The organism is Tenacibaculum halocynthiae (assembly GCF_964512825.1).
In the GTDB taxonomy this organism is placed as follows: domain Bacteria; phylum Bacteroidota; class Bacteroidia; order Flavobacteriales; family Flavobacteriaceae; genus Polaribacter; species Polaribacter halocynthiae.
In genome coordinates, this window is record NZ_CAZELG010000031.1 from 132,518 (window position 1) to 155,752 (window position 23,235).

Annotated in this window: 17 protein-coding genes and 2 tRNA genes; 6 read left to right on the forward strand and 13 right to left on the reverse strand. The window is 30.8% G+C overall.

The genetic code is table 11. The features are described 5' to 3' along the window. Nucleotides 1-3 precede the first annotated feature (3 nt). The 10 genes from ACKTTQ_RS12380 to ACKTTQ_RS12425 form a co-directional block, all read right to left on the reverse strand. Nucleotides 4-987 carry an SDR family oxidoreductase gene (locus ACKTTQ_RS12380; RefSeq protein ID WP_408049373.1) on the reverse strand — a complete coding sequence of 328 codons (984 nt, stop codon included), beginning with the start codon at nucleotides 985-987 and terminating at the stop codon, nucleotides 4-6. Between the two features lie 124 nt (nucleotides 988-1,111). Beyond that, nucleotides 1,112-1,186: transfer RNA gene (locus tag ACKTTQ_RS12385), tRNA-Val, on the reverse strand. A gap of 26 nt (nucleotides 1,187-1,212) precedes the next feature. Beyond that, nucleotides 1,213-1,287: transfer RNA gene (locus ACKTTQ_RS12390), tRNA-Val, on the reverse strand. A 70-nt stretch (nucleotides 1,288-1,357) separates the two neighbouring features. Then, a complete protein-coding gene (locus ACKTTQ_RS12395) occupies nucleotides 1,358-2,566 on the reverse strand; it encodes a bifunctional folylpolyglutamate synthase/dihydrofolate synthase (protein WP_408049374.1) in 1,209 nt (402 codons plus the stop codon). Between the two features lie 72 nt (nucleotides 2,567-2,638). Continuing rightward, nucleotides 2,639-3,460, reverse strand: coding sequence for an energy transducer TonB family protein (locus ACKTTQ_RS12400; RefSeq protein ID WP_093869193.1), 822 nt, complete (start codon nucleotides 3,458-3,460; stop codon nucleotides 2,639-2,641). Between the two features lie 2 nt (nucleotides 3,461-3,462). Beyond that, nucleotides 3,463-3,855 (reverse strand): ExbD/TolR family protein, encoded by a 393-nt coding sequence (locus ACKTTQ_RS12405; RefSeq protein WP_093869194.1) that lies wholly within the window; start codon nucleotides 3,853-3,855, stop codon nucleotides 3,463-3,465. Next, a complete protein-coding gene (locus tag ACKTTQ_RS12410) occupies nucleotides 3,855-4,541 on the reverse strand; it encodes a MotA/TolQ/ExbB proton channel family protein (RefSeq protein ID WP_093869195.1) in 687 nt (228 codons plus the stop codon). Before ACKTTQ_RS12410 ends, ACKTTQ_RS12405 begins: the two co-directional genes overlap by 1 nt. A gap of 115 nt (nucleotides 4,542-4,656) precedes the next feature. Further along, the gene (gene nhaB / locus ACKTTQ_RS12415; RefSeq protein WP_093869196.1) at nucleotides 4,657-6,129 is read right to left on the reverse strand and encodes a sodium/proton antiporter NhaB; all 1,473 of its coding nucleotides are present in this window, start codon (nucleotides 6,127-6,129) and stop codon (nucleotides 4,657-4,659) included. Nucleotides 6,130-6,152: 23 nt separating this feature from the next. Next, complete coding sequence (locus ACKTTQ_RS12420) at nucleotides 6,153-7,379, reverse strand: Glu/Leu/Phe/Val dehydrogenase dimerization domain-containing protein (RefSeq protein ID WP_093869197.1); 1,227 nt, start codon at nucleotides 7,377-7,379, stop codon at nucleotides 6,153-6,155. 171 nt (nucleotides 7,380-7,550) lie between these two features. Further along, nucleotides 7,551-8,615, reverse strand: a complete 1,065-nt coding sequence (locus tag ACKTTQ_RS12425) for an anhydro-N-acetylmuramic acid kinase (protein WP_093869198.1) — start codon at nucleotides 8,613-8,615, stop codon at nucleotides 7,551-7,553. Nucleotides 8,616-8,708: 93 nt separating this feature from the next. On the opposite strand from ACKTTQ_RS12425, the gene ACKTTQ_RS12430 reads away from it, so the two are divergent. Together ACKTTQ_RS12430 and ACKTTQ_RS12435 are read left to right on the forward strand one after the other, a co-directional pair. Continuing rightward, the gene (locus tag ACKTTQ_RS12430; RefSeq protein WP_093869199.1) at nucleotides 8,709-9,851 is read left to right on the forward strand and encodes an acyl-CoA dehydrogenase; all 1,143 of its coding nucleotides are present in this window, start codon (nucleotides 8,709-8,711) and stop codon (nucleotides 9,849-9,851) included. Nucleotides 9,852-9,915: 64 nt separating this feature from the next. Further along, entirely contained in the window at nucleotides 9,916-10,599 is a 684-nt protein-coding gene (locus ACKTTQ_RS12435) for a GNAT family N-acetyltransferase (RefSeq protein ID WP_408049375.1), read from the forward strand. On the opposite strand, the gene ACKTTQ_RS12440 is transcribed toward ACKTTQ_RS12435, so the two are convergent. Next, a complete protein-coding gene (locus tag ACKTTQ_RS12440; RefSeq protein WP_113787672.1) occupies nucleotides 10,589-11,374 on the reverse strand; it encodes a tRNA pseudouridine synthase A in 786 nt (261 codons plus the stop codon). The two genes, ACKTTQ_RS12435 and ACKTTQ_RS12440, sit on opposite strands and share 11 nt — an antisense overlap. A gap of 717 nt (nucleotides 11,375-12,091) precedes the next feature. Here ACKTTQ_RS12440 and ACKTTQ_RS12445 point away from each other — a divergent pair. From ACKTTQ_RS12445 to ACKTTQ_RS12460, 4 genes are read left to right on the forward strand one after another with little or no spacing between them, the layout of a single operon-like run. Then, nucleotides 12,092-12,430 carry a P-II family nitrogen regulator gene (locus ACKTTQ_RS12445; RefSeq protein ID WP_093869202.1) on the forward strand — a complete coding sequence of 113 codons (339 nt, stop codon included), beginning with the start codon at nucleotides 12,092-12,094 and terminating at the stop codon, nucleotides 12,428-12,430. Between the two features lie 10 nt (nucleotides 12,431-12,440). Next, entirely contained in the window at nucleotides 12,441-13,676 is a 1,236-nt protein-coding gene (locus ACKTTQ_RS12450; protein ID WP_299136973.1) for an ammonium transporter, read from the forward strand. A gap of 23 nt (nucleotides 13,677-13,699) precedes the next feature. Further along, complete coding sequence (gene gltB, locus ACKTTQ_RS12455; protein WP_408049376.1) at nucleotides 13,700-18,199, forward strand: glutamate synthase large subunit; 4,500 nt, start codon at nucleotides 13,700-13,702, stop codon at nucleotides 18,197-18,199. A gap of 3 nt (nucleotides 18,200-18,202) precedes the next feature. Then, the gene (locus ACKTTQ_RS12460; protein ID WP_093869205.1) at nucleotides 18,203-19,663 is read left to right on the forward strand and encodes a glutamate synthase subunit beta; all 1,461 of its coding nucleotides are present in this window, start codon (nucleotides 18,203-18,205) and stop codon (nucleotides 19,661-19,663) included. Between the two features lie 32 nt (nucleotides 19,664-19,695). Here ACKTTQ_RS12460 and ACKTTQ_RS12465 read toward each other — a convergent pair whose 3' ends face one another. Together ACKTTQ_RS12465 and pta are read right to left on the reverse strand one after the other, a co-directional pair. Next, complete coding sequence (locus tag ACKTTQ_RS12465; RefSeq protein WP_408049377.1) at nucleotides 19,696-20,877, reverse strand: acetate/propionate family kinase; 1,182 nt, start codon at nucleotides 20,875-20,877, stop codon at nucleotides 19,696-19,698. A gap of 24 nt (nucleotides 20,878-20,901) precedes the next feature. After that, a complete protein-coding gene (pta, locus tag ACKTTQ_RS12470) occupies nucleotides 20,902-22,998 on the reverse strand; it encodes a phosphate acetyltransferase (RefSeq protein ID WP_408049378.1) in 2,097 nt (698 codons plus the stop codon). Between the last annotated feature and the right edge of the window lie 237 nt (nucleotides 22,999-23,235).

The following is a 23,235-nucleotide window of genomic DNA, read 5'->3' on the forward strand; positions in this document are numbered from 1 at the left end:
TTTTTATAAGTTTTCCCAATACCACTTTACAGCTTCTCTAAGCCCTTTTTGTAAAGAGAACTGAGGGTTATAATTTAATAAATCTTTTGCTTTCTCTATGCTTGCATGTGAATGAGGTATATCTCCTGCCCTATTTGGACCGTGTTTTATTTCTATTTTTGCTATTGATTCATTAAATTCAGAAAGATACTCTTTTAAATACCCAACTAAATCATTTAATGTATTACGGTCACCAAAAGCAACATTATAAACTGTCTTCACAGCTTCCTTTTTGCTAGCTACTAAACTTAATAAATTTGCTTGAATTACATTATCTATATATGTAAAGTCTCTAGAATATGTTCCATCTCCATTTATCACTGGAGATTCACCAGCCATTAATTGACTAACAAACTTAGGTATTACTGCAGCATAAGCTCCATTAGGATCTTGCTTTCTTCCAAAAACATTAAAGTAACGCAACCCTATTGTTTCTAACCCATAAGTTGATGAAAAAATATCTGCATATAATTCATTTACATATTTTGTAATTGCGTAAGGTGACAAAGGTTTACCAATAACATCTTCTACTTTTGGCATTGACTCAGAATCTCCATATGTAGACGAACTTGCTGCATACACAAAACGCTTTACACCTGCATCTCTTGACGCCACCAACATATTCAAAAACCCTCCAATATTCACATCATTCGAAGTAACTGGATCTTTTATAGAACGAGGAACCGAGCCTAATGCTGCTTGATGTAAAACATAATCGACTCCCTCTACTGCTTTTTCACAATCTTCAAGATTACGAATATCCCCTTTTATTAACTTAAAATTAGAATCCTTTTTTAAAAGCTCTACATTTTCTAATTTACCTGTTGCAAAATTATCCAAACAAACTACTTGGTTATTTTTCCTCAACAATTCTTCACAAAGATTAGAACCAATAAATCCCGCTCCTCCTGTAACTAATATCTTCTTTCCAGAAAGGTTTATATCCATAATTTTTAAATAAAAAATTTAAATTCTTTTTCAGCCAACGAATATACTAAAATCTACATTAACTAAATATTATTAAAAAAAATAAAATCCTCTTCAAAAAAAAATGAAGAGGATTATTTTATTGTGGGCGCGAAGGGATTCGAACCCCTGACCCCTTGGGTGTAAACCAAGTGCTCTGAACCAACTGAGCTACGCGCCCTTATTGCAATTAACTATTCAAGGTTGTGGGCGCGAAGGGATTCGAACCCCTGACCCCTTGGGTGTAAACCAAGTGCTCTGAACCAACTGAGCTACGCGCCCTTGCTTATTAATTGCGGGTGCAAATATATAACTGTTTTTTAAAACTACCAACAGTTTTTTTAGTTTTTTTTCATAAAACTTCTGCAACAACAAATGTACTCCCTCCTATATACCCTACGTCACTTTTCCCCATCCTTAGCATCATCTCCTTAACCGCCTCTTTTACAGATAAAAAAGAATCACCTTTCAAATTAAAACCTTTAGCTTTCTCTTTTAATTCAATTTCCGACAATCCTCTTGGAATATTTGGTTTACAAAAATAATATTTTGCGTTTTTTGGAAACATCGGTAATATCTCTTCTAAATTTTTATCAGATACAACTCCTAAAACAATATGTATTTTTTCAAATTTTTCTTTTTTAAGTTGATTTAATACATAAAATAATCCTTCTTTATTATGAGCAGTATCACAAATTACCCTAGGAGACTCCTGTAATATTTGCCATCTCCCTTTTAAATTTGTGTTTTTTACTACACTCAACAGACCATTTATTATATTTTCTTCTGTCACAGAAAAATTCTTCAACTGTTTTATCACCTCAACAGCTGTTTTTGTATTCTTTGCTTGATAATCTCCTAATAGATCTGTTTTATACTTACTTTTTATATCGGATGCAAATATTATTTCTGAGTTACATTCTTTAGCTTTGTCAATAAAAGTAGTAGTTGTTTCTTTTTGACGTTCTCCAATTACAACTGGAACATTTCTTTTTATTATCCCTGCTTTTTCAAAAGCTATTTCTGACATAGTTTCTCCCAAAAACTGCGTATGATCCAAACCTATATTGGTAATCACTGACACTTCAGGGGTTATTACATTTGTTGAATCTAATCTTCCTCCTAAACCTACTTCTATTACTGCAACATCAACTTTTTCTTTTTTAAAAATATCAAAAGCCAACCCAACTGTCATTTCAAAAAACGATAACCTTTGGCTTTCCAAAAATGTTTTATTTTCTGAAATAAAATTTACAACTGTATCTTTAGAAATTTCTTCACCATTAACTCTAATTCGTTCTGTGAAATTTTTTAAATGAGGAGAAGTATATAATCCTACCTTATATCCGGCTTCCTGTAATATTGATGCCAACATATGACTTGTTGACCCTTTCCCATTCGTACCTCCTACATGTATCGTTTTAAACTCCCTATAAGGGTAATTCAAATGATTTGAGAATGCTTTTATATTCGTTAAATCTTTTTTAAACGCTGTTTTACCTTCCTTTTGATACATAGGTAACTGCGCAAACATCCAACTTAAAGTTTCTTGGTAGTTCATTAGCTATAATTGAATCATCTAAATGAAATATTTAGACAAAAATATTAAGTTACTTCGATTATATTTATAAAATTATTGAGATAAGGAAAACTTATATACAATAGTTCCTTTTTGTTTAGTTGGTGCATTACTATCAGGGTTCCACTTTGTTCTTAAAGCTGCCTCTTTTGCAGGTTTCAATAAACAAGGAGCTGTATTTGTTGATCCCTTTACCCCGGCTATAGCTTTTATCACTTTACCGTTTTTATCTACTTCTATACTTACAACTACCACTCCCTCTTCCTGGCAGTCGGGCTTTTTAATTGGTTTAGAAACGGCTTTTCTTCCAGCTAAATTATAGTTCCCTCCAGAACCACTTCCTGAATTACCATAATATTTAGAGGAATTCGGATCTCCATCTTTATTCCCTTTAACACCTTGCTTTGAATCATCTCCCTCGCCTGTATTTGCTCCATCTTTTGATGTACCATTTAGCAAACTATTCAATGCATCCTTTGTAGCTTTTGAAGGCTTAGGTTTTGGTTTTTCTTTAGGCTTAACTTCTTTAGGTACTTCTTTTACTTTTTCTTTTTTTTCCTTACTTTTTTCTACTACTGGAACATCTTTAGCAGTATCATCTGTAATTACTTCCTCTTTAATTGTTTCTGAAGGAGTTTCTTCAACCTTCTCTTCAACAACTTCTTCAACTTTTTCAGATACTGACTGTTTTTTAGTTTTTTCAACAGGTTCTCCACTTCCTACATTAGAATTACCAAAATTAATAGCTAATCCGTACTCTATTGGTGGATCAAGATATTTCATTCCATAATTAAAAATCCCAAACAACAATAATAACAGTATAACTGCTGTTATTACTGCTGACTTTTTCTTATGTTTTGTATCTAATATCGACATATTTATTTGCCTTTTACAGCTAAAATCATTTTTAATTTATTCTTATTCGCTATATCAATAACCTTCATTACATTTTTGTAAGGAACATTCTTATCTCCTCTAATAACTACTGTTTTCTTTTTATCCCCTCCTACTTTAGACAAAATCTCTCTTTCTAAGTTAGCAACATTCACTTTAGATTTATCAATATAGAAAGCCGAGTTCTTAGTTATGGTTACTGCAATAGAAGTATTGTTTTCAGTTTTACCACCTGCCTTAGGCAATAAAACATCAATTGCACTTACTGTAACCAACGTTGAAGTAAGCATAAAAAATATTAACAACAAAAAAACAATATCAGTCATTGACGACATGTTAAAACTTGGATCTACTTTATTTCTTCCTCTTAAGTTCATTATACAGGCTCATTTAAAAGATCTAAAAACTCTACCGATTTAGCTTCCATTTGATAAACTACCTTATCTGTTCTAACTACCAAATGATTGTATGAAATATAAGCTATAATTCCCACAATTAAACCTGCTACAGTTGTTGTCATGGCTGTATATAACCCATCAGATAACATTTTTATATCTATTTGACCTCCTGCATTCGCTATTTCATGAATTGCAACTATCATTCCAATTACTGTTCCTAAAAAACCTATCATTGGTGCGGCTCCTGCAATTGTAGCCAACACACTAACATTTTTCTCTAATTGATACACTTCTAATTTCCCGGCATTTTCAATAGCTTTATTTATATCTTCTAATGGTTTACCAATTCTTGATATCCCTTTACCAATCAATCTAGCGGTAGGTGTATTTGTATTTGTACATAATGCCTTTGCACTTTCCAATTTCCCTCCGGTAATATGATCTTTAATTTGATTCATAAAGTTTTTATCCACATTAGAAGCAGCTTTTATAGCAAAAAAACGTTCAAAATAAATATATAATGCTACAGCTAAAAGCACAAATAATAAAGCTATAATAATTTGACCACCTGGTCCTCCATCCATAATCAACTTATAGATAGATAATGTTTTTTCTTGTGTTGCTTCTTCTAGCAATTCTGTTTTTTCTTGAAAATATGCTAACATTAAAATAATTTTAAGTTTTAATTACTAACGATTGAGTTCTTTTTAAATTGTTTAAAAAAATCCTGAATTGTTCAATTCAGGATTTATAAATATAAAATAAATATCTTTTAAAAGTTTAAGACAATAGTAATTTTACCATTAAATATCCTAAACCTCCTAAAACTATTGTGTATGGTAATGCCATTTTTACCATTTTCCCATAAGAAAGGTTAATTAAAGGCGCTAATGACGATGTTAACAAAAATAAGAATGCAGCTTGCCCATTTGGTGTTGCTACACTAGGTAAATTAGTACCCGTATTAATTGCTATTGCTAGCTTCTCAAAATGTTCTCTATCAATTATCCCACTTTTAAATGCACTTTCAACTTCTCCAATATAAACAGTTGCAACAAACACATTATCACTAATTGCAGATAAAAAACCATTGGCTACATAAAACAAACCTGGTTGTGATGCCGGATCCTGATCTAAAGCCCATTGTATAATAGGACTAAATAGATGTTGATCGTGAATCATTGCTACTATTACAAAAAATACAACTAATAATCCTGTAAAAGGTAAAGCTTCTTCAAAAGCATGTCCTAATTGATGCTCGTCAATTATACCCATGAAAGCTGTTTGAACGATTATTAAAGCTAATCCAATAAAACCAACTGGAGCAACATGTAACGCTAATCCTGCAATTAATAATATCGCAGACACCCCTTGAATTATTAATCCATATTTTTGTTTATCAGTTCGTTTTTTATCTTCTTCAATCGTATAACTTTCAATAATTTCAGCGGCTACTGTTGGTAATTTTTCACCAAAGCCAAACCAACCTGTTGTTTCTAAAACTACAGTAGTAAGTAAACCCGCAAATAAAACCGGTATAGTTATCGGAGCCATCTTTAAAAAGAATTCAATAAAATCCCATCCAACTCTTTCTCCTATTAAAAGATTTTGTGGTTCACCAACCAAAGTACATACACCTCCTAAAGCTGTACCTACAACTCCATGCATTATTAAACTTCTTAAAAAGCTACGGAATTGCTCTAATGTTTCACCACTCAACTCTTTTCTATCTAAAATACCATCATGGTCATAATCAGATGAACTAGAATGAATTTTATGATAAACTCCATAAAAACCTACCGCTACACTAATTAAAACAGCGGTTACTGTAAGTGCATCTAAGAATGCTGAAAGTACTGCTGATAAAAAAACAAAAAGTAATGACAATACTACTTTAGATTTTATTTTGGTAAAAACCTTACTAAAAATATACATTAATAAAGGCTTCATAAAATAAATACCTGCTACCATAAACACTAAAAGCAAAACAACCTCTAGATTTTGATCTACTTCGTGATATGCATTTTTAGGTGTGGTTAATCCTAAGGCTATTGCCTCTATTGCTAACAACCCTCCTGATTGGAGAGGATAACATTTTAAAGCCATTGCAAGAGTAAATATAAATTCCCCTATAAAAAGCCAAGCTGTTATTGTTTTTCCTAAAACGAAAAAAGAAATTATATTAAAGATTAAAAAACCAATCATGGTCATTTTAAACCACCTAGGACTGTTCCCTAAAAAATATTTAAACATAGTATCTATTTAATTTGTAGCCTTTACACTAACTCTTTTAAAGCTATTTCAAAAGCCGTTTCACTTATTTTTGTTTTTGATGCACTTTTTGCAAAAGTTCTTTGCAATGCTTTTCTTATTGTATTAGATGTGTCTTCAAAAATTGCTTCATCACTCATTTCAACTCTACGCTCCATGAAATAAGCAAACACTCTTGCCATTCCACAGTTAGAAATAAAATCTGGAATTAAACTTACTTTTTTATCAGTATCTTCCATTATAGATCCGAAGAAAATTTCTTTATCGGCGAAAGGAACATTTGCTCCACAAGAAATAACCTCTAAACCAGTTTCTATCATCTGATTTATTTGTTCTTGTTTAACTAATCTAGATGCAGCACATGGTGCAAATATTTCACATGGTAAATTCCAGATACGAGCGTTCATTTCTTCAAAAGGAATCATGTTTTCAGCTACCAATGTATTTCCGTCTTTATTTAAAAACAGATCTCTTATTTCTTCAGAAGAAAAACCTTCTTCATTAATAACTCCTCCAACTCTATCAATAATACCTACAACTTTAGCTCCCATTTGGGCTAAATAGTATGCAGCAGCAGAACCTACATTTCCAAACCCCTGAACAATAGCTCTTTTACCTTCAACATTACCTCCATATATATCATAGTAATGACGTACAGCTTCAGCAACCCCATATCCTGTAATCATATCTGCCACAGTATATTTTCTAGTTACACTTGGTGATAAACTCTCGTCTTCTAATACTTTTATCACTCCATGTCTTAACTGCCCAATTCTATTTATTTTATCAGCCTCAGTTGGTTTAAAATGCCCATTAAACACTCCTTCTTGTGGGTGCCAAACACCACTGTCTTCAGTAATAGGAATTACTTCATGAATTTCATCTACATTTAAATCACCTCCGGTTCCATAATAATTTTTCAACAATGGAGCTACAGCTTTATACCAACGCTCTAAAACACCTTTTTTACGAGGATCATGCGGATCAAAATTAATTCCAGATTTAGCACCTCCAATTGCAGGTCCAGATACTGTAAACTTTACTTCCATTGTTTTAGCAAGTGACATTACCTCGTACTTGTCTAATCCTTTACGCATTCTAGTACCACCACCAGCAGCACCTCCTCTTAATGAGTTTATAACTGTCCAACCTTCTGCTTCAGTTTCTGAATCTTTCCAATTAAAAACTATCTCTGGTTGCTTTTCTTCGTATTTTTTTAATAATTCTTTCATCTTATATAAATTTATGTTCAACTATATGTTCTTTCTCTTAATTCGTTAAAACTTGTTATTCTAAAAAATTTACCCCAATGGGGAGTTAAAGTTGATCCATTTTTATATACTATTAATTATTACTAACGTACAAACTTACTGTAAAAATATGATTGCTCAAACTGTTAAAAGTTAATTATTTGGATAAAAAATTTCACCAGAAGAATGGTCTTTTGCTGCCCCAGTTACTGATGCTAAACAATTAACCTGATTTTCAACACGTAACAATCCTAAAAAAGCAAAAATTAAAGCTTCCTTATAATCTACAAGTTCTTTTTTAGGTAAAACTACTCTTTGATTTGTGTAGAATTTTATTTGTTCTATTAAAAATGCATTAAAAACACCTCCTCCAGTAAATAAAGTTCTGGAAGATTCTTTTATTATTGAACCAATTTGTATAGCTACATGCTCAATAAAAGTTCTTAATATAGATGGAATATCTTTTTCATTTTTATCAATTAGAGGATAAATAAACTCTTTAACCCATTCCAATCCTAATGATTTTGGAGATACTGCCTTATAAAACGACAAATTATTTAACGCTTCTAATAATTCTTTATTTATTAATCCTTTAGATGCTAAATGACCACCATCATCATATTCTAAACCAATTTTTCTTGTATAATAATTAAGTACAATATTAACTGGACAAATATCAAAAGCTAATCGTTCATTACCTTTCTCAAATGAAACATTTGCAAAACCACCTAGATTTACACAATACTCATAATTTGAAAATAATAACTTGTCACCTATTGGAACCAAAGGAGCTCCTTGCCCTCCATATTCTACATCTTGACTTCTAAAATCGCATATAACTTTTTGTTGAGTAACATTAGCTATTATTTGTCCATTGCCTATTTGTAAAGTAAATCCTTTATCAGGTTGATGTAAAATAGTATGTCCATGCGATGCAATAAAATCAATTTTCTCAATGCCTTTTTCTTGTATAAATTTTTTAATAACCTTTCCTAAAAAATTACCATATAACACATCTAGTTCAATTAATTTTTCTTTTGAAAAAGAAATAGCTTCTTCTAACCGTTTTCTCCAAATTTTAGAATAAGAAATGGTTTCAGAAAACAAAATTTCAAACTCCTGAAAATTAGACTTCTTAAACTCAACATAAACCAAATCTATTCCATCTAAAGAAGTTCCTGACATCAAACCAATAATCCTATAAGAGTCTTCTAACATATTCAGTAAAAATATAAAAATTCATTGAATATTTCACATTAAAAAAGTATCTTTGGAAACATTTTTTACGAATTTAATAAACATTAATAGGTAATGGATTTTAATCTTACAGAAGAGCATTTAATGATTCGTGATGCTGCACGCGATTTTGCACAGAACGAATTATTACCAGGAGTAATTGAAAGAGACGAAAAACAAGAATTTCCAAACGAACTAGTTCGTAAAATGGGAGAACTAGGTTTTATGGGGATTATGGTAGATCCTAAATATGGAGGAAGTGGAATGGATAGCGTTTCTTACGTATTGATTATGGAAGAGTTATCTAAAATTGATGCTTCTGCATCTGTAATGGTATCAGTAAATAACTCATTAGTTTGTTACGGTTTGGAGGCTTACGGTAATGAAGAGCAAAAACAAAAATACTTAACAAAATTAGCTACTGGTGAACAAATTGGTGCTTTTTGTTTAAGTGAACCTGAAGCTGGTAGTGATGCTACTTCACAAGCAACTACTGCCGAAGATAAAGGTGATCACTATTTATTAAATGGTACAAAAAACTGGATAACTAACGGTGGTCGTGCTGACGTTTTTTTAGTGATAGCGCAAACAGATCGTAGTAAAAAACATAGAGGTATTAACGCTTTTATTGTTGAAAAAGGTATGGAAGGTTTTCATATTGGTCCAAAAGAAGATAAATTAGGAATTCGTGGTTCTGATACTCATACATTACAGTTTAATGACGTAAAAGTTCCAAAAGAAAACAGAATAGGAGAAGATGGTTTTGGTTTTAAATTTGCTATGAAAACTTTATCTGGTGGTCGTATTGGTATTGCTGCTCAAGCATTAGGAATAGCATCTGGAGGTTATGAATTAGCTTTAAAATACTCTAAAGAGCGTAAAGCTTTTGGTACTGAAATATGTAATCATCAAGCTATCGCTTTTAAATTAGCAGATATGTATACAGAAATCTCAGCTGCACGTCATCTTGTAATGAAAGCTGCTTGTGATAAAGATGCTGGTATAAACTATGATCAATCTGGTGCAATGGCTAAGTTATATGCTTCTAAAGTTGCAATGGAACAAACTGTTGAGGCTGTTCAAATACACGGAGGTAATGGTTTTGTAAAAGAATATCATGTTGAGCGTTTAATGCGTGATGCGAAAATTACTCAAATTTATGAAGGTACTTCTGAAATTCAAAAAATTGTAATTTCTAGAAGCTTAATTAAAGGGTAAATTAATTAAAAATATTATCATTAAAAAGTCCGTCGTTATCGATGGACTTTTTTATTTTTATACTATGACTGAGGATATATTAAAAAAATTAGAAAACCCTGTATGGTATTCTTTATGTGAAGCACATAGTAAATTTACTGTTAACTACAATGGTGTTAAATTTTACGACCCAGATGTTTGCCCGTTTGGAGCTTTTACTAATTTAAATGAAACTAAAAACGCAATAGAAAAATACGCTAACTTAACTTCTAGTTTATTTGTTGTTGGTCAAGAACCGAATAATAGTTCTAACACTAAATTAAATAGAATTGTTCCTTGTGATCAAATGATCCTTAAAACACTTAAAGAGCCTAAATACGATTCTGAAATAATAAAACTAACTGAGAAACATATTAATGAACTGTATGATCTAGTTTGGTTGGTAATGCCTGGTTATTATAAAAAAAGAACTTTTGAAATGGGTGATTATTATGGAATAATTAAAGACAATAAGCTTATTGCTGCTACAGGAGAACGGTTACAATTAAATGATTTTATTGAAATTAGTGCAGTAGTAACACACCCTGATTATACTAGAAAAGGATTCGCTAAACAATTAGTAGCACATACAACGAAGAAAATTATAGAAAAAAACAAAACACCAATATTACATGTTGCCGACATAAATACTGGTGCCATTAAATTATATGAAAGTTTAGGCTATAAGACCATTAGAAAGATAATATGGAGACATTATATTAATGTTTAAATTCAATTTTATGTAAATGTAAACCTGAAGATGGTGCTATCGTTTTTAAAAACTCTATATCACTTTTTGGATTCAATGATTTTTCTATAAATTCTAAATCATAATTTTCTTTACCTAATTCAAATAAAGCTCCCATGATTAATCGAATTTGATTTCGTAAAAAGCCTTCTCCTCTTACAATTAATACGTAACTTGTTTCTGGAAAAAAAGAAGCAGTTATTTCAGTATTTTTTTCAATCTTACATTCAATAATCTCTCTTTCAACTTTTGTTTCTTCAGAAGGTTTAGTACAGTATCTTTTATAGTTATGAAACCCTTTAAATAAGTTTGCTCCTTTTTTCATTAATTCAATGTTTAGGTCTACTAATATACCTGTAAGAAATGGAGCACAATAAGGATGATTTTTCTCTCCAAAAGAAAAATAATATCGATATTCTTTAACTTTACTATGTTGAATAATATTAAACGACTCGTCTAATATTGGTTCAATTGATAGTGCTCTAATGTCCGATGGTGAATTTTTATTAAAACTTTTAATAAATTCATCTTCTTCAAGTTTTTTATCAATAAATAGCTGGAAATGGTAATCAGTAGCCGATACTTTTGCATCGGTTCTTCCTACTCCAACAGATTTATTTCTAACCCCTTTACAAACAAATTTTAATGTTTTGTCAATTGCCCAATGCACTGTTTTTAAATTTGGCTGCTTTTGCCAACCATGAAAACGAAAACCAAGGTATTGAACATTTATTAAATATGAGCACGTGTAATTCATAGTTTACAAATCTACATCAAACACACTCAAATATAAAATTACATTTTTATCACAAAAAACATTAAAAAACAAATAATAACACATTAAAAACATCAAAAACAAAAATAAAAATAAACAAAAACTTACAAATTAGTGTTTTTATTGATAATAATTCATTTTTATGATATTCGTGATTTTTCTACTCTTTTTTGAGTAGTCTGAATTTTAAAACACTTCTAAACACCACTAATTAATATATTGTTATTTAAAAGGGTGTTTTTTTAATTCATCCCTTAATTATGAAAACGTTTTCGCTAAACACAACCCCACTAACCATTTGTTTTTTAAGTAGTTTTATTAGAGATTTGTAGAGTAACGAACTAATATTTTAATACTCTGAAAACATATTTAACACATATACCATACATCTATTTAAAAAATATTAAGCATAATTTTTTTTATTTTTTATCACAAAAACCATTATTTAAAAACGTATGCTTTATTAAATATTTAGAAAGAAAGAGGACTTTCTTTTTTAGCCATTATAACAATATTGATAAACAATCTAAGTTTATCCAAGCTTCTGTTAAATTTCGGAATAAATATATCATCGTAGAGTAATTAACTAACCTTGAGTTAGTGTCTAGTAAATTTTAAAATTACATCATTAATGTTTAGTCTTTTATACTAAGCAAGCAACAAGTATTGACTATTAACAACCTAAATAATCATTATTTAATGAAAAAAATAGAAGCCATAATTCGAAAATCAAAATTCCATCAAGTTAAAGAAGCTTTACATAACATTGGTGTTAACTTTTTCTCTTATTGGGATGTAACTGGACTAGGAAATGAAAAAGAAGGTCACGTTTATAGAGGTGTCTCTTTTAGTACTAGCGACATTCAAAGAAGATATTTATCAATTGTAGTTAATGATGAATTTAAAGAACCCGCAATACAAGCAATTTTATCAGCTGCTGCATCTGGTGAAGTTGGAGATGGTAAAATATTTGTTTCTAGCATTGAAGAAAGCTACCGCATACGAACTGGTGAAAAAGGAAATAATACTTTAAATTAAAAAATAAAACATGGATATACTTACTGTAAATAATTTATGGATGATGATTTGTACTGCCCTTGTTTTTATTATGCACTTAGGCTTTACTTTTTTAGAAATTGGACTTACCAGACAAAAAAACACTCTGAATATTTTATTTAAAAATATTTTTATAATTACCGTAGGCTTACTTTTATATTTTTTAATTGGATTCAATTTAATGTATCCAAATTTTGGGGAAGGTTCATTTGGTATCATTGGTTTTTCTGGAGTTGGTTTAACCCCTCCTTTAACTAATAATGTCTTAGATTTAACCTACAACAATGGTTTTACTTTTTGGACAGACTTTTTATTTCAAGGGATGTTTGCGGCAACAGCAGCTACAATAGTTTCTGGAGCAGTAGCAGAAAGAATGAAGCTTGGCCCATTTATTATTTTCACTGTAATTTATGTTGGGTTTGTGTATCCAATAGCTGGATCATGGAAATGGGGAAAAGGTTTTTTAGAAAACTTAGAAACTCCTTTTTATGACTTTGCAGGTTCTACTTTAGTTCACTCAGTTGGAGGATGGGCAGCTATAATTGCTATTTGGTTGTTGGGACCAAGAATTGGAAAATTTAAAAACAATCAATCATTTGCCATTCCTGGTCATAATATTCCTTTAGCTACAGCTGGTGTGTTAATACTTTGGTTTGGATGGTTTGGGTTTAATGGTGGCTCAGTTTTATCAGCAGACCCCACCAAAACATCTTTAACCCTAGTTACAACTTGCTTAGCTGCTGCAAGCGGAGGTGTATTTTCTTTTATTAGTTCTTCAATCATTTATAAAAACTATGATTTAACAATGTTTTTAAATGGAATATTAGGAGGACTTGTTGGAATAACTGCTGGTGCAGATTTAATGTCTCCTACGAATGCTATTATTATTGGAGCAATTGCCGGTATTTTGGTTGTATTAGCTGTTGCTCTTATTGACACTTGTAAGTTAGATGACCCAGTAGGTGCTATTGCTGTTCATCTTTTTTGTGGTATCTGGGGAACTTTAGCGGTTGGTATTTTTGGAGACCTTGCTAGCCTTAATCAATTTGTATCTCAACTTATTGGAGTTATTGCATATGCCTTGTTTTGTATATCCACATCATTTATCATCATTTATACACTTAAAAAAACTATAGGAATAAGAGTTTCAGAAAAGGACGAGCTAAAAGGCTTAGACAAATCAGAACATGGTATTAGTGCTTATCCTGAATTTAGATTAAACGAATAATTAAACTATAAAACCATCAAATAATGAAAGATCAAGGATTATATTTAAATGAATTTGAAAGAGATAATTGTGGAGCTGGTTTTATCTGTAATTTACACGGTAAAAAATCAAATAAAATAATACATAATGCCCTCGAAATACTTGTTAAATTAGAGCATAGAGGTGCCGTTAGTTCTGATGGAAAAACTGGTGATGGAGCAGGAATTCTTATTGATATACCTCATGATTTTTTTAAACGAGTTTGTAATTTTGAAATCCCATCGTATAAAGAATATGCAGTTGGTATGGTTTTTCTTCCTCAAAATAAATATCAATTAAATTTTTGTATTAATATTTTTGAAGAAGAACTTAAAAATCAAGATTTAAGAATTTTAGGATGGAGAGACGTTCCTGTTGATAGCAATTGTATTGGAGATATTGCTGCAAAATCAGAACCTTATACAAAACAAATATTTATTGATAAAAACGCTCAGAGCTTAACAGATTTAGAGTTTAATGCTAAATTATTTGCTGCAAGAAAAATAACCGAACACATAATAGCAAACTCAAAATTATCTGAAGCTAATTATTTTTACGTACCCTCTTTATCAACTACAACTATTATTTATAAAGGATTATTAATACCTGAAGATATTGGCATTTATTATAAAGATTTACAAGAAGAAGATGTAGTTACTCGTTTAGCGTTAGTACATCAACGATTTTCAACAAATACTTTTCCTTCTTGGGATTTAGCACAACCTTTTCGTTATATGTGTCATAATGGTGAAATCAATACATTAAAAGGAAACGTAAGTAGAATGCGTGCTCGTGAAGAGCTCATGAAAAGCCCATTGTTTAAAAACAACATTAAAAAACTGTTCCCTATAATTCATGAAAACAAATCAGATTCAGCCTCAATGGATATGGTTGTTGAGTTATTATTAATGACAGGGAAAACCCTTCCTGAAGTTCTCATGATGATGGTTCCTGAAGCATGGGAAAAAGACCAAACAATGTCAAATGAAAAGAAGGCTTTTTATGAATATAATTCATGTATCATGGAGCCTTGGGATGGCCCAGCATCCATACCATTTACAGATGGAAATTATATAGGTGCAGTATTAGACAGGAATGGGTTACGCCCATCAAGGTATACAGTTACCAAAGATGGTTTTGTTATTATGGCTTCAGAAATTGGTGTTGTTGAAGTACTTCCTCAGAACGTTGCTAAACATGGAAGACTTGAACCTGGGAAAATATTCTTGGTTGATATGAACGCTGGAAAAATTATAGAAGATAAAGAAGTTAAAGATCAAATAATACACAAGCACCCTTATAAAAAATGGATTAAAGATCACTCGCTTCCTTTAGCAGAAGTTCCTTATACTGAAAACCCTCCAACATATGAAGTAACTGATTACAAAACACGTTTAAAAGCTTTTGGATACACTTTTGAAGACATTTCTACAGTTATTAACCCAATGGCTACAAAATCTAAAGAAGCTATAGGTTCAATGGGAACTGACACCCCTTTAGCTGTACTATCTAATAAATCACAATTGTTATATAACTACTTTAAGCAATTATTTGCTCAAGTAACAAACCCTCCCCTTGATGGCATCCGTGAAGAAATAATCACAGATATTAGTTTAGCAATTGGTGGAGACAGAAACATATTTGATACAATTCCAGAGCAAGCAAAAAAGCTTCGTATTCAAAATCCTGTAATTTCTAATGAAGATCTTGATAAGATTAAAAATATAAAACATCCTGATTTTAAATCTAAATTAATTCCCATATTATATAAACATAAAAGAGGTGTAAATGGCTTAGAAATCGCTTTAGATAACATATTAGACAAAGCTGAAAAAGCAATAGATAAAGGCACAAATATTATAATTTTATCTGATCGCGGAATTACTAATAAAAAAGCCCCAATACCAGCCTTACTTGCTTGTTCATATTTACATCATTCTTTAAACAGAAAAGGTAAACGTTCACAATTCGGAATTGTAATAGAAACTGCTGAAGCACGAGAACCACATCATTTTGCCACTCTTTTTGGCTATGGAGCAAGTGCAGTAAATCCATATTTAGTTAATGAAATTATTGAACAAGAAGTAGCACAAGGAACTATAAAAAACCTAAGCAAAGCTAATGCTGTTGAAAATTACAATACAGCAATAGGTAAAGGGTTACTCAAAATTATGAATAAGATTGGAATATCTACTTTGCATTCATATAGAGCTTCCCAAATATTTGAAATTTTAGGATTAAAACAATCTTTTACTAATAAATATTTCCCTAACACCCCTTCAAGAATTGGTGGTATTGGTTTATACGTATTAGAAAAAGATATCTTATCTAGATATAAAAGTGCTTTCCCTTCCAAAAAAATTGAAGCAAATCTTGAATTACCTATTGGAGGTGATTACCGTTGGAGAAGAAATGGTGAAAACCATCAATTTAATCCAAACTCAATTGCTAAACTTCAACAAGCAGTAAGACTAAAAAGTAAAGAAAGCTATGCTACTTATTCCAAATTAATTAATGAGCAAAGTGAAAATTTAATGACGATTAGAGGTTTATTAGAATTTAATAATTTGAATCCAATACCTATTGATGAAGTTGAACCTTGGACAGAGATCGTAAAACGTTTTAAAACTGGTGCCATGTCTTATGGTTCTATTAGTAAGGAAGCTCATGAAAACTTAGCTATAGCAATGAATAGAATTGAAGGTAAAAGTAATTCTGGAGAAGGTGGTGAAGATATAGAAAGGTTTAAAGTTTTAAAAAATGGAGATTCAAAAAAGAGTGCTATAAAACAAGTTGCTTCTGGTCGATTTGGAGTATCTAGTAATTATTTAACGAATGCTAAGGAAATCCAAATTAAAATGGCACAAGGTGCCAAGCCTGGAGAAGGTGGGCAATTACCTGGCGAGAAAGTATTTCCTTGGATAGCTAAAGTACGAAATTCAACGCCCTTTGTTGGTCTTATCTCTCCACCTCCACATCATGATATTTATTCTATTGAAGATTTAGCTCAATTAATTTACGATTTAAAAAATGCAAATAGAGAAGCTAGAATTAATGTTAAGTTGGTATCAAAAGTAGGAGTTGGAACCATTGCAGCTGGGGTTGCAAAAGCTAAAGCAGATGTTATATTAGTGTCGGGATTTGATGGAGGAACTGGTGCTTCTCCTTTAACTTCACTAAAACATGCTGGACTTCCATGGGAATTAGGAATTGCTGAAGCCCAACAAACTTTAATTTTAAACAATCTAAGAAATAGAGTTGTTTTAGAATGTGATGGACAGTTAAAAACCGGGAGAGATGTGGCCATCGCTACTCTTTTAGGAGCTGAAGAATTCGGTTTTGCTACTGCTCCTTTGGTTGCATCAGGGTGTATAATGATGAGAGCTTGTCATTTAAATACATGCCCAGTTGGTATTGCTACTCAAGATCCAGAATTAAGAAAAAACTTTAAAGGAACACCTGAGCACGTAATTAATTTCATGTATTTCGTTGCTGAAGAGCTTAGACAAATCATGGCTAAACTTGGTTTCAAAACAATAAATGAAATGGTAGGTCAAGTACATAAACTAAGCACAAAAAAAGCTATCAATCATTATAAAGCAAAGGGCATTGATTTATCTAATATTCTTTATCAACCAAAAACAAAAAACAAATTACTTTGTAATACTGAACAACAAGATCATGAATTAAAAAATGTGCTTGATTTAAGAATTTATAAAGAAGCTAAACCTGCAATTTCAAAGAAAATACCAATGTCTTTTGAATATCAGATAAAAAACACTAACAGATCAGTTGGAGCAATTCTTTCTAATGAAATTTCAAAAATCCATGGAGAAAACGGGCTTCCTGAAAACACGTTACAACTAAACTTCATTGGTTCAGCTGGTCAAAGTTTTGGAGCATTTGCTTGTAAAGGACTAACCTTAAGTGTTGAAGGAGAAACCAATGATTATTTAGGTAAAGGACTTTCAGGAGGTAAATTAATTATAAAAAAACCTCAAATTGCAAGTTTTAAAGCTGAAGAAAATATTATTACGGGTAATGTTAGTTTATACGGAGCAATAGCTGGAGAGGTTTATATAAATGGTATTGCAGGAGAAAGGTTTGCTGTTAGAAATTCAGGTGCTATTGCTGTTGTTGAAGGAGTTGGAGATCACGGATGTGAGTATATGACTGGAGGAAAAGTAATTGTTCTTGGTAATACTGGTAAAAACTTTGCCGCTGGGATGAGTGGAGGGATTGCTTACTTATACAATAAAAATAACAGTTATAAAAAATCACTATGTAATATAGAAATGGTTGATTTAGAAGCTCCCTCATCTTCAGATTTAAATGAGTTATATCAGTTAATAAATAACCATTACACTCATACAAAAAGCAACATTGCTAATAAAGTTTTGTTGAACTGGAAAAAAGAATCAATGAATTTCATTAAAGTTTTTCCAAAAGAATACAAAAAAGCAATACAGAAAACACATAAAGAGGTAAAACAATTAACAGCATAGACAATGGGAGAAATTGGAGGTTTTAAATTATACAAAAGAATTAACGAAAAGCAACAACCAGTTAGTAAACGTTTAAAGAACTATAATGAGTTTACTATTAGTTTAAATCAAGACACATTAAAAAGTCAAGCATCAAGATGCATGAACTGTGGAGTTCCATTTTGCCATAGTGGATGTCCGTTAGGAAACTTAATTCCTGATTTTAATGATTATATACATAGGGGCGAATGGAAAAAAGCTCTTAACATACTTCATAGTACTAATAATTTTCCAGAATTTACAGGAAGACTATGTCCTGCTCCTTGCGAAAAAGCTTGTGTTTTAGGTATTATTGACGCTCCTGTTTCTATCGAAAACATAGAAAAATATTTAGTTGAGAGAGGGTTCAAGGAAGGTTGGATTAAACCTAAACCTCCTACTAAAAGAACTGGAAAAACTATTGCAATAGTAGGTTCAGGTCCAGCTGGATTAGCTGTCGCTCAACAATTAAATAGAAGTGGCCATTTAGTTACTGTTTTTGAAAGAGACGATAAACTTGGTGGTTTATTACGTTATGGTATACCTAATTTTAAATTAGAAAAAAATATTATTGATAGAAGAATTAATATTCTTGAAGAAGAAGGTATTATTTTTAAAACTAATGTAAATGTTGGGATAAATTATAGTATTGAAAAATTACAAAAATTTGATGCAATTGTTTTATGTGGAGGAGCTACAATTCCTAGAAATTTACCTATAAATAAGTTTACTATAAATGGAGTTCATCAAGCTATGGATTATTTAAAAGAACAAACAAAAGCCCTATATAACCAAAAACAGGAAATAGCTATAAATGCAAAGAATAAAAATGTAATTGTTATTGGTGGTGGTGATACTGGATCTGATTGTGTTGGTACTGCAAATAGGCAAGGAGCTAGTTCAGTAGTTAACTTTGAAATATTACCTAAGCCTTCTAAAAATAGAGATACTTCGACTCCATGGCCTTTTTGGCCTTTACAACTAAAAACTACAACTTCTCATGACGAAGGCTGCGATAGAAATTGGTTAATTAACACTAAAGAATTTTTGACAGATGATTCAGGAAATTTAACTGGCATAAAAACGGTTAAAGTAAAATGGGAAGTTGATTCAAATAAAAAACCAGTTCTAATTGAACAATCAGGTTCAGAAAAAATATGGCCTTGTGACTTAGTTCTTTTATCACTTGGTTTTACTGGTCCTGAAAAAACATTAGCTGAACAATTAGAACTTAAAACCAATCAAAGAGGTAATTATTCGGCAAAAGAATATCAAACAAATATTCCTAAAATATTTACAGCTGGTGATATGAGAAGAGGTCAATCATTAATTGTTTGGGCTATTTCTGAAGGAAGAGAAGCTGCTAAATCTGTTAATAAATTTCTTCTTAAAAAGAATCTCTTACCATATAAAGGTCAAGGTGATTTACTAAATTCAAATAACTAAAAAAAACTCCTTAAAAAATTAAGGAGTTTTTTTTATAATAAATTGAATGATTGTTTTGCTATTTCTAATTCTTCATTTGTAGGTATAACCAATATTTTTACTCTTGATGAATCTAAACTAACATCTATTAACTCTTTAGCTCTAATATCATTTTTATTTTTATCTAATTCAATACCAAAAGTTTCCATTTCGGTACATACTAAATTTCTTATCATACTTGAATTCTCTCCAATTCCAGCTGTAAAAACTATAGCATCTAAACCATTCATAGCTGCTACATAAGAACCGATATACTTTTTAATTCTATAAGCATTCATGTCTAAAGCTAATTTACAAGCTACATTACCTAGAGAAGCTTCTTTTTCAATATCACGTAAATCACTATAACCAGTTAACCCTAACATCCCGCTTTCTTCCTGCAACATAGTATAGACATCGTCTATTTTATATCCTAATTCATTTATTAGATAAAAAATTAAGCTATGATCAATATCACCAGAACGACTTCCCATAATTAATCCTGTAACAGGTCCAAACCCTAAACTATGATCAATACTTATTCCATTTTTTATAGCTGTCATACTACAACCATTTCCTAAATGAATAGTAATAATTTTAGATTTTTCTTTCTTTAAATATTCATTAGCTAGTTCAGAAACATATTTATGACTCGTACCGTGGAAACCATATAAACGGATATTATTTTCTACTAAAAATTTATTTGGAATAGCATATTTATGAGCTATAACCGGTATTGTTTGATGAAAAGCTGTATCAAAAACAGCAATCTGCTTTGCAGCACTAAAAATAGCCTCGGCTACATTTATTCCTTCCAAATTTGCAGGATTGTGTAATGGTGCTAATGAAAAAAGTTCTTTGATTTTATCTTTAACTTCTTTAGTTACTTCTACAGTATTCGTAAAAGTACTTCCTCCATGAACAACCCTGTGCCCTACCGCTTTTATTTCTTCAGTAGATTTAATTACCCCTATCTTATCATCTAAAAGAAGATTCACTACTCTTTCTAATCCTTCTTTATGATTATTAAGAGTTGTTACCTCTTCTATCTTTTCAGTTTTTGATGCATAATGAATCGCACTATCACTTAAACCAATTCTTTCAATCAAACCATGACAAATCACATCTTGTTCAGGCATACTAAACAATTGATATTTAATAGATGAACTCCCTGAATTAATGACTAATATCTTCATAAATTATCTTTATAATTAAATGGTTTATTTTTCTTGTGCTTGTATTGCTGTTAATATTACAGTATTAAAAATATCATCAACGGTACAACCTCTACTTAAATCATTCACTGGTTTATTTAAACCTTGTAGCATAGGACCAATTGCTAAAGCTCCAGTTTCACGTTGCACTGCTTTATAGGTATTATTTCCAGTATTTAAATCAGGAAAAATTAACACGTTTGCTTGCCCTGCTACTTTAGAGTTTGGCAGTTTCTTTTTTCCAATACTTGGATCTACAGCTGCATCATATTGTATAGGTCCTTCTACTTTTAAATCAGTTCTTTTTTCTTTAATTATCTCTGTAGCTCTTCTTACAACATCAACATCTTCACCTTTTCCAGATGAACCAGATGAATAAGAAAGCATTGCTATTTTAGGGTCTATACCGAAAGCAATACTTGAGTCAGCTGATGAAATTGCTATTTCAGCTAGCTGTTCTGCCGTAGGATTTGGATTAATAGCACAATCTCCAAAAACTGATACTCTGTCTTCTAAGCACATGAAAAATATTGATGATACTACAGAAAAACCTGGCTTGGTTTTTACGAATTGTAATGCTGGTTTAATAGTATGTTGTGTAGTATGAGCTGCACCAGAAACCATACCGTCTGCTATGCCTTTAAAAACCATCATAGTTCCGAAATAAGAAACATCTGCCATTAAATCTTCTGCCATTGCTGGACTTACTCCTTTGTGTTTTCTTAATTCATATAAAGTATTAGAAAATTCCTGAAAATATTTTGATTCTATCGGATTAATAATAGGCGTTTTACCAAAGTTAAAAGGAATGTTTAATCTTTTTATAGAAGCTTCAATATTCACTTTTTTACCTAAAATAGTCAAATCAACAACATTATTCTTTTGCAATTGTGAAGCTGCAATTAAAATTCTATCATCACTTCCTTCCGGAAGAACTATATGCTTTCTTTGTTCTTTTGCTCTTTTCAATAAATTATATTGAAACATTCTAGGAGTTAAAGTTTCTGTTCCTTTAAAATTTGATAATTTTTCTCTCAAAGAAGAAACATCAACGTATTTTTCAAAAATATTAATTGACATTTTAATCTTATCAACATTTTCGGCATATATATGAGATCTAACATTACTTAATTTTGAGGTAATAGCAAAAGTTCCTTCTTCTACCCAAAGAATAGGTACAACTTTTTCCAAACCTTCAATTAATTTAATTATAGACGGATTAAGTTCCATCCCTCCAGTTAAAATAATACCAGATATTGATGGATAATTAGTTGAAATATTTGCTTGTAATGTACCTAATAAAATATCAGATCTATCCGCTGGAGTAACAACTACACTATCCTCTACTAAATGATGCAAAAAATGTGATAACTGCATGGCTCCAACCTTTATATCACCAGTTGCATTGTTTAATAATTCTTTTCCAAATAAAACCTTTCCATCAATTTCATTCAGAAATTCTTTAATAGTTGGATTATTTAACTTCTTGTTAATTGGAATAGCATTAATAGAAACAGAATTAGATAAGTTTTTTCCTACTTGATCTAAGATAACTGGAATATTCTCTTCTTGAACTTTGTTAGCTACAACCGCTATAACTTGTACATCTTTACTATTAAATAAATCGTAAGTTAAGCGCAAACTTTGAATAAATTCTTCTAATGTTTTATTAACACCACCTGAAACAATAATAACTGGAGTTCCTAAATTTTTAGCAATTAAAACATTTAAATCCATTTCAATTACAGCTGCATGATCAGAAAAATCAGTTCCTTCAACTATTACAAAATCATTTTCTTCTTCTAGTTTTTTATATTTCTCTATTATTATATTAATAACTTCATCTTCTTGATCATCATTTAATTTTTTTATTAAATCTGAACGAGTAAATGCATACGAATCTTCATATTTAGTTTTTAATTTGAAATAATTAAGAATTGTGTTTATGTGATTATCCTTAGCTCCTTCTATAGGATTATCAATAATGGGTCTAAAGTAACCTACTTTTGGTTTATTTCTAAGAAATAATTGCATTAGACCAAGACTAAGCATTGATTTACCTGAGTTTGCTTCACTTGCTGCTATATAAATTGCTTTATTCATTACTTCCTTTTTTTGCAAAATTAAGCTAAATCAGTATAATAATTGAAAAATTAATAAAAGTTTAAAATAAATACATAAGCTAATACTCCCACAGTATTGAACTACTGCTTACTTAGGTTGTGTTTAAAAAGTAAGGTATAACACAAAAAAAAACCGTTCTTTATTTTACTAAAGAACGGTTTAAAAGAAAGGCAACGACCTACTCTCCCACCTGTGGCAGTACCATCGGCGCTAATG

Bases quoted from the DNA above. Each gene is read 5' to 3' on its own strand.
- ACKTTQ_RS12380 (WP_408049373.1), bottom strand. From the start codon at position 987: ATGGATATAAACCTTTCTGGAAAGAAGATATTAGTTACAGGAGGAGCG.
- ACKTTQ_RS12395 (WP_408049374.1), bottom strand. From the start codon at position 2,566: ATGAACTACCAAGAAACTTTAAGTTGGATGTTTGCGCAGTTACCTATG.
- ACKTTQ_RS12400 (WP_093869193.1), bottom strand. From the start codon at position 3,460: ATGTCGATATTAGATACAAAACATAAGAAAAAGTCAGCAGTAATAACA.
- ACKTTQ_RS12405 (WP_093869194.1), bottom strand. From the start codon at position 3,855: ATGAACTTAAGAGGAAGAAATAAAGTAGATCCAAGTTTTAACATGTCG.
- ACKTTQ_RS12410 (WP_093869195.1), bottom strand. From the start codon at position 4,541: ATGTTAGCATATTTTCAAGAAAAAACAGAATTGCTAGAAGAAGCAACA.
- nhaB (WP_093869196.1), bottom strand. From the start codon at position 6,129: ATGTTTAAATATTTTTTAGGGAACAGTCCTAGGTGGTTTAAAATGACC.
- ACKTTQ_RS12420 (WP_093869197.1), bottom strand. From the start codon at position 7,379: ATGAAAGAATTATTAAAAAAATACGAAGAAAAGCAACCAGAGATAGTT.
- ACKTTQ_RS12425 (WP_093869198.1), bottom strand. From the start codon at position 8,615: ATGTTAGAAGACTCTTATAGGATTATTGGTTTGATGTCAGGAACTTCT.
- ACKTTQ_RS12430 (WP_093869199.1), top strand. From the start codon at position 8,709: ATGGATTTTAATCTTACAGAAGAGCATTTAATGATTCGTGATGCTGCA.
- ACKTTQ_RS12435 (WP_408049375.1), top strand. From the start codon at position 9,916: ATGACTGAGGATATATTAAAAAAATTAGAAAACCCTGTATGGTATTCT.
- ACKTTQ_RS12440 (WP_113787672.1), bottom strand. From the start codon at position 11,374: ATGAATTACACGTGCTCATATTTAATAAATGTTCAATACCTTGGTTTT.
- ACKTTQ_RS12445 (WP_093869202.1), top strand. From the start codon at position 12,092: ATGAAAAAAATAGAAGCCATAATTCGAAAATCAAAATTCCATCAAGTT.
- ACKTTQ_RS12450 (WP_299136973.1), top strand. From the start codon at position 12,441: ATGGATATACTTACTGTAAATAATTTATGGATGATGATTTGTACTGCC.
- gltB (WP_408049376.1), top strand. From the start codon at position 13,700: ATGAAAGATCAAGGATTATATTTAAATGAATTTGAAAGAGATAATTGT.
- ACKTTQ_RS12460 (WP_093869205.1), top strand. From the start codon at position 18,203: ATGGGAGAAATTGGAGGTTTTAAATTATACAAAAGAATTAACGAAAAG.
- ACKTTQ_RS12465 (WP_408049377.1), bottom strand. From the start codon at position 20,877: ATGAAGATATTAGTCATTAATTCAGGGAGTTCATCTATTAAATATCAA.
- pta (WP_408049378.1), bottom strand. From the start codon at position 22,998: ATGAATAAAGCAATTTATATAGCAGCAAGTGAAGCAAACTCAGGTAAA.